Source organism: Chitinophaga sp. CC14 (genome assembly GCF_048957795.1).
GTDB lineage: Bacteria > Bacteroidota > Bacteroidia > Chitinophagales > Chitinophagaceae > Chitinophaga > Chitinophaga ginsengisegetis.
The window spans coordinates 1,118,568-1,131,335 of record NZ_JARBFY010000003.1 but is presented as its reverse complement, the minus strand read 5'-3'; the positions used below and the strand labels follow the sequence as shown (position 1 = coordinate 1,131,335).

The following is a 12,768-nucleotide window of genomic DNA, read 5'->3' as shown; positions in this document are numbered from 1 at the left end:
TGGGATATATATGCGGACCGAAGATATAAATAATATGCTAATTTTGCCCGGATGACCCACACTTTATTCATAAAAGAGCTGGCAAAAGAATTAGGATTTGACCATTGCGGCATTGCGAAAGCGGTGCAGCTGGATGACGATGCCCGCCGGTTGGAAACGTGGCTGAATAAGGGTATGCATGGCAACATGCAGTATATGGAGCATCATTTCGACAAAAGGATCGATCCGCGTAAGCTGGTAGACGGCGCACAGTCGGTGATCACCCTGTTGTTTAACTATTTTCCTTCCACGCAGCAGCGTACCGATGCCCCGCGTATCTCCAAATACGCCTACGGGCAGGATTATCATGAGGTGATCCGGGCGCGGCTGAAAACGATGTTGCTGCGTATGCAGGAACGCATAGGCCCCGTTCAGGGCCGGGGATTTGTGGATTCCGCCCCCGTGCTGGAGCGCGCCTGGGCCACCCGCAGCGGATTAGGCTGGATCGGTAAAAACGGGAACCTGATCCACAAACAGGCCGGCTCGTTTTTCTTTATAGCCACCCTGATTACCGATATTGAACTGGAATACGACGGCCCGGTGGCCGACTACTGCGGTTCCTGTACCCGCTGCCTGGATGCCTGCCCCACAGAAGCACTGGTAGCGCCCGGCGTAGTGGATGGCAGTAAATGTATTTCCTACTTTACCATAGAACTGAAAGAACAGCTGATTCCCGATAAAATGAAGGGACAATTTGATAACTGGATGTTTGGCTGCGACACCTGCCAGGATGTTTGTCCGTGGAACCGTTTTTCCAAAGCCAGCCAGGAAGCGGCTTTTACCCCCGTGCCGGCGATCCTGAACTTTTCTACCCGCGACTGGGAAGAGCTGACAGAAGAAGCCTTTAAAGACATCTTCCGTCACTCTCCTCTTAAACGCAGTAAGTTTGCCGGTATCAGGAGAAACATCAACTTCCTGAACACCTAGCGTCCGGCGGCTTTAATGAGCCATTGGGTAAGGTCTGTTGCTGCTTCATAGTTTTGGAAAGATGCCGGCAGCTTCTTTCCATCCACATATTCGTTATAAAACCAGGGGTCGCCAACGGCAAACACCTTTCCTTTTCCTACTTCCGCCACTGCCATAATCACATAGTCGCCATCCTTGTAAACCGCTCTTGCAGGGGCTTTCAGGGTTAAGGTAGACAGCTCCTTGATATATACCTGTCTTCCTGCCTGGAATATTTCATGCCCTGCCGGGATATGAAAAGTACCCTGGTCCCAGTTTTTGCCCTTTACCCGGTTGCGGCTGTCGCCGTTAAAATGGATCCCAAACTTTTCACTCAGCCTGTTAAAGTGCGAAAACTCCGCGTTGGCAGAGTCGTTCTCCAGCAATACCAGCACCCCGCCAGCCTTTACCCAGTTATAAATGGCGCGGGCGTCCTTTTCGTTCATATAGTTGGGCGTGGGTGATTCTTTGTCCGTGTCCGGATCAATGATCACATAAATGCCGGTGTTTTTCAGGTTGGCCGCCGTGGGCGCCTGTAGCAGGCTATCCCTTTTCACCCCGAGGGAGTCGAAAATATGCCCCCACAGCGACACGCCGCCGTTATCCGTTTCGCCCCAGATGTAATGCCACCTCACCGGGTTGCCGGCGTTGTCTTTTTTGAACTCGTTATTGTAATAGTAATCAAGCGTAACGGTGAGCTGCTTTGCAGGTGGTTGCTGCGCGAAGGTGGTTAACCAGGTTCCTCCCAACAGCATCATACTTAAAGTAATACGTTTCATGGATTTTCAGATTGGCAAAAAAGTACTCAATAATCTTCAAAGATTATAGCGCTCCGGGAACGAAATTATCCAGCCTGAGAAAAAAATATGAGGTCCGGATGTTTTTTACCTTTTTTTAAATAATGTTTGCTAATTTCTTGACAATCGTTTTAGCTTCACCTACTTTTGTATAGCAAGAGGCTGGCTACCCCATAAACCGCAAAATATCATTTATCATATACCGGCTATGCCGGATTTTAGCTGATTAACTTTTTATGGACCTGAGTGCCATAACGTGGAATTTTAGCAATAAAGGTCGAATTCTTTCGACCTTTCTTTTTTTATATCTGTTTTATACTATATTGCTGCGCAATTATAATAATTGTCAGACCAACAATTTTTCAACCAGGTAAGGTGTGTGTACATGCGGAAGCGGGTCTTAATATTCATCTTGTTATTCCTCGTTACTTCAGTAACGCAGGGGCAAACACTCCCCTATCAGTTCAACCGGATTGATATCAACCAGGGGCTGTCCAACAACCAGGTCAACTGCGTTTTCAGGGATAGTATGGGCTTTATGTGGATTGGTACCGTATCAGGACTGAACCGGTTCGACGGGTATCACTTCACCGTTTACCAGCACGATCTGCGCGACACCACCTCTGTGGCTGATAACAACATCAATAAAATCATGGCCGGTCCCGGGCAGCAACTCTGGGTCAGGACCCGCTCCGGCATCAATATCTATGACCCGGTAACCACCCGTTTTAACCGGCGCCCCGAAAAAATCCTCAGCCAATGGGGCTTTTCCGGAAATGTAGTGACGGATATTGTGCATGACCCATCCGGCGGATACTGGTTCCTGCATCCCACAGCAGGCGTGTTCCTGGTGGATGCCGGCAACAGGGCGCAACAGTTTACCCATACCAGCGACGGCGGCAGCATCGGCACCAACAGCGTATCGGCACTGCTACCCGGCAAAGCCGGTCACTACTGGCTGTTGCACAGCAATGGCTTACTGGAAAAAATGGACGCCCGCAGCCACCGCATTATTTACCGCAACAATACACTCGTTCGCCCGGCAATCCCCGGCAACAGCTGGTCTATGGTGGCAGATGCCGACGGCGACCTGTGGCTGTTCAGCACCAACGAAGACAACGGCGTTTACTTTTTTGATGTGCGTACCCAACAGTTCCGGCATATCGATCAGAGTACACCCGGCCTCGCGCTGAACAATAATATCGTACGAGGCATTGTTCCGGACAACAACGGGCTGGTATGGATAGGTACCGATCATGGTGGTATTAACATCATTAATAAGAAAACACAAAGCGTCCGTTATATTGAGAATATCAATGAAGATAACCGCAGCCTGAGCCAGAACAGTATCACCACCCTCTATAAAGATAATACCGGCATTATATGGATCGGGACCTTTAAAAAAGGACTGAACTATTACCATGAAAACATGGTAAAATTCCCGCTCTACCAATACCAGGCGTATAGCCGTAACAGTTTGCCCTATAACGATGTAAACCGGTTTGTGGAAGATGAAGCCGGCAATTTATGGATAGGTACCAACGGCGGCGGACTGATTTACTTTGACCGCAGCCGCAACATCTTTACCCAATACAGGCACGATGCCAACAATAACAACAGCATCGCGGGAAATGTAATTGTAAGTCTTTGTATAGATCACAACAAACAACTATGGGTAGGCACCTACTTCGGAGGGCTGGACCGGTTCGATGGCAGCCGCTTTATCCACTACAAACATAACCCGGCAGACAGCACCAGTATCAGCGATAACAGCATCTGGGAAATACTGGAGGACAGTCGCCATCAACTGTGGGTAGGCACCCTCGGCGGCGGCCTTAACCTGATGAACCCTGCCACCGGCCGGTTTGAGCATTTCCCACAGGTGAAGTCCACCTACATTTCCGCCCTGCTGGAAGACCGGCAAGGGAACCTCTGGATAGGTACTTCCGATGGACTGGATGTACAACACCTGGCCACCGGCGCCTTCAAACATTACAATAATCTCCCCGGCGACAGCAGCAGTCTGAGTCATAATAACGTGGTATGCATTTTCCAGGACAGCCAGCAACGCATCTGGATAGGCACCCGGGAAGGACTGGACCTCTTCAATCCAAAAACTAATAACTTCCGCGCCCTCCGCAAAGAAAACGGTCTGCCGGACAACTCCATCCTGAACATCCTGGAAGCAAACGATCACAGCTTATGGATGAGCACTCCCAACGGCTTGTCCAATATGACCATCAGCGCTGATGCCTTTACCTTTAAAAATTATGATGAATCTGACGGGCTGCAGGGAAAAGACTTCAACGAAAACGCTGCGCTGAAAACCAGCCGTGGGGAGCTGATATTCGGTGGTGGCAACGGCTTTAACCTGTTTTATCCAAACGCCATTGCCCTCAACAATAACATCCCGCCTGTAGTACTCACCGATCTGCAGATCTTTAATAAAAGTATACTGCCCGGCGAAAAGATCAATGGGCGCGTATTGCTGAAAGCCGCGATCCCTGAAACACAAAGCATCACCCTGAAACATGGTGAAAATGTGTTCTCCATTGAATTTGCCTCCCTGAATTATTTCCACCCGGAAAAGAACAGGTATGCCTATATGCTGGAAGGATTTAATAGAGACTGGCTATATACCGATGGCCTGCAAAGGAAAGCCACCTTCACCAACCTCGATCCCGGTGAATATACTTTCCGGGTAAAAGCCTCCAATAACGACGGCGTATGGAATGAAAAAGGAATCACCCTGAAAATAAAAGTACTTCCCCCTTTCTGGAAAACCTGGCCCGCCTTTCTCGGCTATGTGTTGCTGATACTGGGCGCCCTGCTGCTGGCCCGCCGTATCATCCTGGAAAGGGAACGGCTGAAGTTCAGGATGGAGCAGCAAACGCAGGAAGCCGCGCGCATGCACGAACTGGATGCCCTGAAAATCCGTTTCTTCACCAATGTAAGCCATGAGTTCAGAACGCCACTCAGCCTGATCATCACCCCGCTGGAAAAAATCATCCGGCAAACATCCGAAAACGGCTTAAAAGTACAGCTGGAGCTGATGCAGCGGAATGCCCGGCGCTTACTCAACCTGGTAAACCAGTTGCTCGACTTCCGTAAAATGGAGGTCCAGGAAATAAAACTCCACGCCGCAGAAGGCGATATCGTCGGTTTTGTAAAAGACCTTACCGGGTCATTTTCTGATCTGTCAGATAAAAAGCATATCCAGCTTAACTTCCAGAGCAATGTGCAGGAGCTGAAGATGTTGTACGATGCAGATAAAATTGAGAAGATCATCTTTAACCTGCTCTCCAATGCCTTTAAATTTACGCCTGAAGAAGGCAGTATATCCGTTCACGTTAGCTACCAGGAAACAACCGCGCAACTGGAAATTGCCGTGAAAGATAATGGTATTGGTATTCCGCCGGAGAAGCAGGAGTATATTTTTGAAAGGTTCTTTCAACATGAAGTACCAGCTTCTATGGTCAACCAGGGCAGCGGGATCGGGTTATCCATCACAAAAGAGTTTGTGAAAATGCATGGCGGCAGCATTACGGTAGACAGTGCGCCGGAAATGGGCAGTTGCTTTACGGTGTACCTGCCGGTTAAAACAGCTACCGTTGCTGTTCCCGGAGTTGTACAGGAAACTATTCGTACTACCACTGCCGTTATACCGGCCGCCACCGTGAACAGCAACTCAAAAAAACCGGTGATCTTACTGGTAGAGGATAATGAGGATTTCCGTTTTTACCTGAAAGATAACCTTACCCAATACTTCCAGATTATAGAAGCAGAAAACGGGCTTGCAGCCTGGAAAGTGCTGCAGCAAACACTCCCGCACCTGATTGTAAGCGATATTTCCATGCCGGAAATGGATGGGCTGGAATTGTGTAAAAAGGTACGCGCCCAGCAACGCACCGCCCACTTACCTATTGTATTGCTCACTGCCAGGGCTGAAGAGGCCCAGCAACTGGAGGCGCTGGAAACCGGTGCATCCGACTACATCACCAAGCCTTTTAACTTCGAGGTATTGCTTTCGCGGATTAAAAACATTATCTCCCAGCAATCATCTCTCAGAAAAACATTCCAGCAGTATATAGAAGCCAACCCCGGAGAAGTAGCTATTTCATCTGCGGATGAACAATTTATCCAGCAGGCTTTACAAATTGTAGAGAAGAATATCTCCAATCCCGACTTCTCGGTAGAAGAACTGAGTAAGGCGCTTTTTATGAGCCGGGTATCTGTGTATAAAAAGATCCTGGCCCTCACCGGCCGGTCGCCCATTGAATTTATCCGGAGCATCCGTTTAAAGCGGGCGGCACAGCTGCTCGAAAAAAGCCAGCTTACCGTAGCCGAAGTCGCCTATGAAGTTGGGTTCAACAACCCAAAATACTTTACAAAGTATTTTAAGATGGAGTACAATGTACTCCCTTCCGTTTACGGAAAGAAGAAATAATCCCCCTACTTCAATTATACATCATCCCGTAAAACAACAAATCTGCCCCATTAAATAACGAAATGCGCCCCCTGCCTACGGGGTGCAATGGATAATTTTGTGTGACTACTATTAAACCTCATTATGTTCAAGCAAAACTTTAAACGAAGCAACCGCCTGTACCTGCTGATTGAAATCCTGCTGTATTGCGTGATCACAGGTTCCCTCATCGGCCTCTTCTTATTATAATGGACTTAAAACCAGCCCGTTCCTCCGCCGCATGTTAACATTTAATGCCCTAACCGTAATCATTTCATCACCTCATTGGAACAAACGGTTAACATAATCGCCCTACATCTTAAACATACCCCTACCCTCCGATTCCAAAGCTCCTTTTACATTTGTTTTAACACGTTTTGAAGTAACACGTTTTGAAAATACATCTCGGGTACCACACCCGTAATTGTAACAACCACGTTCAACCAACGAAAAAAATCCGTTCAAATATGCAGATAAAGAGGGCGATACCGATCGTACTAATGACGTTCCTCACTTCCTGGTGTTATGCCGGTCAGGTGGAAAAACTGTCTGATGGCCTGTTGATTCATTTAAAAAATCCCGCCCGGAACGGTGCCAGGCAGGTGAAGTTGCAGGTGGTTTCCGATAAGGTAATCCATGTAACCGCCACCCCCGATGATCATTTCACCGGATCTCCCAGCCTCATGGCTGTTGATGCGCATGGTAATGCCATCAAGTGGGATTCGGAAGAGAAAAATGAAACCGTGACGTTAAAAACAGCCAGCATCACCGCCACCGTGGCACTGAATACAGGAGCAGTAGTATTCCGCGATAAAGCCGGCAACATTATATTACAGGAACAACCCGGCGGCGGTAAGATCTTCACCCCCGTTACCATTGACAATAAATCTTTATACCGGATCCAACAAATATTTGAATCGCCCGCCAATGAAGCGTTCTATGGACTCGGGCAACACCAGACCGGCTTAATGAACTACAAAAACCAGGACGTGGATCTCACACAGTATAACTCTGTGGCCGCCGTACCTTTTGTAGTATCCAGCCGTAACTATGGTATTTTATGGGATAACTATTCCATTACCCGTTTTGGCGACAACCGCCCTTATAAACAAATGTCCGAATTACACTTAATGTCTGCCGATGGGAAACCTGGATTCAGTGCTACCTACGGCGACCGTTATAATAATACGGTGTATGTAAATAAGGTGGAAGATAAAATCGACTATGAATTCCTGGATCGCCTGTCGTCGCTGCCAGCCACTTTTCCAATGATAAAAGGAAAAGTAACCTGGGAAGGCACGGTGAATGCAGATGAAACCGGTGAATACAAATTCTTCATGACCACCTCCGGCTACACCAAAGTATGGATCAATGGCCAGCTGAAACTGGACCGGTGGAGGGAAAGCTGGAATCCCGGCGCTTCTGTGTTCAGGCATCTCCTTCAAAAAGGACAGCCTACTACTGTAAAAGTGGAATGGATCCCGGAAACCGCCCAATCCTTTATCTCCCTTAAATTCCTTCCTCCCACTCCCGCTGAAGGAGCAGATAAAATGCAGCTGACTTCAGAAGCAGGCGAAAAAATCGACTACTACTTTATGTATGGCGATCATATGGATGAAGTGATCAGCGGCTACCGGCAGGTAACCGGCAAAGCCACCATGATACCCCGCTGGGCGCTGGGCTTCTGGCAAAGCCGGGAACGCTACAAAACACAGGACGAGATTGAAAACACCGTAGCTGAATTCCGCAAAAGAAAAATCCCGCTGGACAATATTGTACTGGACTGGAGTTACTGGAAACAGGACGAATGGGGCAGCCAGCAGTTTGATCCTGCGCGTTTTCCAGATCCCACCGGCATGATCAGCCGCCTGCACAAACAATACCATACCAACTTCATGATCTCTGTATGGCCTAAGTTTTATGAAGGCATCGCCAACTATAAACTATTCGACAGCAAGGGCTGGTTATACAAACAGAATATTAAAAACAGGCAACGCGACTGGATAGGTAACGGTTACGTATCTACGTTTTACGATGCCTTTAACCCGGAAGCGCGTAAACTGTTCTGGAGCCTGTTGCAGAAAAACCTGCTCAGCAAGGGCGTGGACGCCTGGTGGCTCGATGCCACAGAGCCGGATATCTTATCCAATGCATCTATCGAAGAACGTAAAACACTCATGAATCCTACAGCGCTGGGATCAGCTACTCAATATTTCAACACTTATGCGCTCGTAAATGCACAGGGCATTTATGAAGGTCAACGGGCCGCCAAACCGGATCAGCGTGTGTTTATCCTCACCCGCTCCGCTTACGCAGGGTTGCAGCGCTATGCCGCCGCCACCTGGAGCGGTGATATCGCCGCCACCTTTGAAGAGTTCAAAAGGCAGATCCCCGGCGGGCTGAACTTCAGTTTGTCAGGCTTGCCTTACTGGACTACAGACATCGGAGGCTTTTTTGTGGAAGATAAATACGATCAGCCCGATCCGCAGGGGCCTGCACTGGAAGAATGGAGAGAACTCAATACACGCTGGTTCCAGTATGGCGCTTTCTGCCCGCTGTTCCGTTCGCACGGGCAATATCCCTACCGGGAGATGTTCAACATTGCGCCCGACAGCAGCGTAGCGTACCAGTCGATGTTATACTACGACCAGCTGCGTTACCGCCTGCTGCCATACATCTACTCCGTAGCAGGTAATACTTACCATCACGACTATACGATGATGCGTGGCCTGGTGATGGATTACGGTCAGGATACAGCGGTGCTGAATATCCGCGACCAGTATATGTTTGGTCCTTCGCTGCTGGTAAACCCCGTAACGGAATACCATGCCCGCAGCCGGGAACTGTACCTGCCCGCAGGCAATGGCTGGTACGATTTCTATACCGGAAAATATGAAACAGGTGGTCAGCATATTACCGCAGCAGCGCCTTTGCAGCGAATGCCTTTGTATGTGAGAGAAGGCGCTATCCTGCCGGTAGGTCCTGCACTGCAATACACCAGTGAGCGCAAGGCCGATACTATACAGCTGTATGTGTATACCGGTAAGGACGGGGAATTTACTTTGTATGAAGATGAAAATAATAACTACCAATACGAGAAAGGCGCTTTCAGCAACATTTCTTTCAAATGGAATGAAGCCGCCAAAACACTCACAATAGGACAACGGGAAGGTCGTTTTCCCGGCATGCTGCAGCAAAGGTATTTCCTGGTAACATTTGTAGGTAAGCAAAACGCAGCAGGACCGGACATCAACAATAAGAAAGGTGAAATGATAACATATAATGGAATAGCAAAAACGGTCCGGGCCATCTGACCTGGACCACTTCTTCTGAAAACATTCAAACATTATTCATACTCCTTTGCCTAAATAAAACACGTTAAACATGAAAATCTGGTACACAATCAGCAATTATTTTCCGCGGCAAACCGTCTTAAAGGCGCTTGCTGTGTGCAGCCTGACTGCTGCAGCGCCCCCGGCACTGCATGCAGCTGCCAATAACGGGAAAGCATATACGCAACCTGTAAAGCAAACTATTACGGGCAAGGTAATTGATGCCAGTGGCGGCACTCCGCTGCCCGGCGTTAATATCGTTGTAAAAGGAACTACCCGTGGCACTGTAACAACAGTCGACGGATCATTCAGCCTGCAGGCTGATCCCGGGGAAATACTCGTGGTATCGCTGGTAGGCTATACCAAACAGGAAGTACCCGCGAAAGCAGGCGGTCCGATGACAATAAGCCTGACATCCGCTTCCACAGGGCTCGATGAACTGGTAGTAGTAGGTTACGGCGTACAAAAGAAGAAAGTAGTGACCGGCGCCACCGTACATTTAAACAACGACGACCTGATAAAAAACCACAGCATCAGCGTGGAGCAATCTTTACAGGGACAGGCGCCCGGTGTGCAGGTAACGTCCAACTCCGGTCAACCCGGCGATGCGCTGAAATTCACTATCCGTGGTATCGGCACCAATGGGGATTCCCGGCCGCTGTTCATAATTGATGGATTTCCGGCAGACGACATCTCCTTCCTCAATCCAAACGATATTGCCAGTGTAGATGTGCTGAAAGATGCCGCCTCCACTGCCATTTATGGAACCCGCGCAGCAAATGGTATCGTGATGATCACCACCAAAAAAGGCCGCGCCGGTAAAATGAATGTCAGCTTCGATGCTTCCTACGGATTACAGAATCCTGCCCGCAAACTGGATCTCCTGAATGCGCAGCAGTATGCCAACATCATGAATGAAGCGTCTATCAACTCTGGTTCTGTGCCCATCTATACACCCGATTCTATCGCTAAACTGGGTACAGGGCCCGACTGGCAGAAAGCCGCCACCAATAAAAATGCGCCTATTCAAAATTATAGCCTGAGCCTTTCCGGCGGAAACGAAAAGTCCGTTTTCTCCTCGTCCTTTTCTTTCCAGGGACAACAAGGCGTAATGGGACTTCCCGGCAGGTCTAATTTTGAAAGGACATCTTTCAGGATCAATTCAGAACACAAGTTGTACAAAGACCTGATCAAAACCGGTGAGAACCTCACGTTTGCGCATACACGCCAGCGTGGTATCGGTACAGGTAATATCTACAATAACTCTATCCGTGGTTTATTAAATGCTACTCCCATCTACCCGGTGTATAATGCGGATGGCAGCTATGGTAAATCGCCCTACGCTGATGAACCCAACCCGATCGGCTCTATTGATTACACACAAAATAATCAAACCATTACCGACAGGATCATTGGTAACATCTATGCGGAAGCCATCCTGGTCAAAGGATTGACCCTCCGTACAGATTTTGGTGCAGATATCTCGTATAACTACAACAATGCTTTTATCCCCGTATATAACCTGGGAACCAATAACAGCAACGAACATTCCTTTGCCAGTCAGGGTATGTACCGCAACCTCACCTGGAACTGGGATAACACCCTCACTTACCAGCTCACTGCCGGCAAACATAACCTGAATGTAATGGTGGGTACCACCGCAAAAAAATATGAAGGCTATAACGTAAGCGGCAGTAAAACAGACCTGATCATTCCCGACTTTGATCATGCCATTATTGATAACGGCAGAAATGACTCTACCCGTAAAGTATACGGCACCAGGAGCATGAATGCCCTGCAATCCTACTTTGGCAGGGTATTTTACAGCTACGACGATAAATACCTGCTCACCGCCACGCTTCGCCGGGATGGTTCTACCAAGTTCGGCGCCAACAACCGCTATGGCTACTTTCCCTCCTTCTCTGCAGGATGGATCGTGACCAACGAATCGTTCCTTAAAAACAGCAGCTGGATCAACTTCCTGAAGATCCGCGGCGGATGGGGACAAAACGGTAGTGACAGGATAGATGACTTCAGGTACCTGGCTACCATTAACTCTACTTACCGCGATTACTATTTCAACGGACAAAAAGCCATCGGCGCTTCTCCCGACAAAATACCCAATCCTGATTTGCACTGGGAAGCTTCCGAACAAATTGACATCGGATTCGATGCGACGTTGTTCAAAGACGTAACCGTTACATTCGACTGGTATCAGAAAAACACCCGCGACTGGCTGGTAACCGCTCCTATCCCCGACCTGGTGGGTACCGGCGCACCCACCATCAACGGTGGTAATATTCAGAACAAGGGTATTGAGCTTGGCATTAACTACAACCACCAATTTGGAGAAGTAACTATTGGTATCGGTGGTAACATTGCCTTCAATAAAAATACCGTGATCGATATTCCTAACCAGGAAGGCGTATTGCATCCTTCTTATAACGGCGTACTCTCTTCCAACATGGATGAATACTTCCGCGCACAGAATGGAATGCCTATTGGTTATTTCTATGGTTTAAAAACAGCCGGTATCTTCCAGAACCAGGCAGAAATTGATGCCTACACCAGCAAAAGCGGCCAGAAAATACAGCCAGGCGCACAACCCGGCGATGCCCGCTTTGTAGATCTGAACGGCGACGGCGTAATCAATGGCGATGATAAAACAAAAGTAGGTAATCCTAATCCTTCGCAAACATATGGTATCTCCTTATCTGCAGGCTGGAGAGGATTTGACCTGAGTGTATTGCTGAGCGGCGTAGGCGGTAACGACATTGTGGATGGAACAAGAGCATACGACCGTTTTTATAACAACTATACCACGGCTGTTTTCGACCGCTGGCATGGTGAAGGTACTTCCAACAGCACGCCCCGTGTAACGCTGGGCAATGAAGCCAATCAGAACTACACCCGCTTCTCTGACCTGTATGTACACAATGGCGCGTTCCTCCGTGTAAAGAGCATCAACTTTGGATATGACCTTAAGAAAACATTACTGAAACGTTTGCCTGTTCAGCAGCTCCGGTTGTATGTATCCGGACTGAATGTATTTACGTTTACCCATTACCGTGGGTTGGATCCTGAAGTGGGCTATGGTATCGACAGCTGGTCATCTGGTACTGACCTCGGTTATTTCCCACAGCCAAGAACTGTTTTATTCGGTCTTAATGTTAAATTTTAAACTCCGGCA

Annotated in this window: 5 protein-coding genes; 4 read left to right on the top strand and 1 reads right to left on the bottom strand. The window is 48.4% G+C overall.

The window, feature by feature from the left end:
- Window positions 1-51: 51 nt before the first annotated feature.
- Window positions 52-966, top strand: a complete 915-nt coding sequence (gene queG, locus PV783_RS14645; protein WP_111578806.1) for a tRNA epoxyqueuosine(34) reductase QueG — start codon at window positions 52-54, stop codon at window positions 964-966.
- Here queG and PV783_RS14640 read toward each other — a convergent pair.
- On the bottom strand, window positions 963-1,763 hold the full coding sequence (locus PV783_RS14640) for a DUF4350 domain-containing protein (protein ID WP_420988545.1): 801 nt from the start codon (window positions 1,761-1,763) through the stop codon (window positions 963-965). The two genes, queG and PV783_RS14640, sit on opposite strands and share 4 nt — an antisense overlap.
- 403 nt (window positions 1,764-2,166) lie before the next feature.
- Here PV783_RS14640 and PV783_RS14635 point away from each other — a divergent pair, with 403 nt between their 5' ends.
- The 3 genes from PV783_RS14635 to PV783_RS14625 all read left to right on the top strand — a co-directional run bounded on the left by PV783_RS14635 (window position 2,167) and on the right by PV783_RS14625 (window position 12,759).
- A complete protein-coding gene (locus PV783_RS14635; RefSeq protein WP_420988544.1) occupies window positions 2,167-6,228 on the top strand; it encodes a hybrid sensor histidine kinase/response regulator transcription factor in 4,062 nt (1,353 codons plus the stop codon).
- 485 nt (window positions 6,229-6,713) lie between these two features.
- The gene (locus PV783_RS14630; protein ID WP_420988543.1) at window positions 6,714-9,560 is read left to right on the top strand and encodes a TIM-barrel domain-containing protein; all 2,847 of its coding nucleotides are present in this window, start codon (window positions 6,714-6,716) and stop codon (window positions 9,558-9,560) included.
- A gap of 70 nt (window positions 9,561-9,630) precedes the next feature.
- Window positions 9,631-12,759: a SusC/RagA family TonB-linked outer membrane protein gene (locus PV783_RS14625; RefSeq protein ID WP_420988542.1), complete on the top strand. Its 3,129-nt coding sequence runs from the start codon at window positions 9,631-9,633 to the stop codon at window positions 12,757-12,759.
- The last annotated feature ends 9 nt before the right edge of the window (window positions 12,760-12,768 follow it).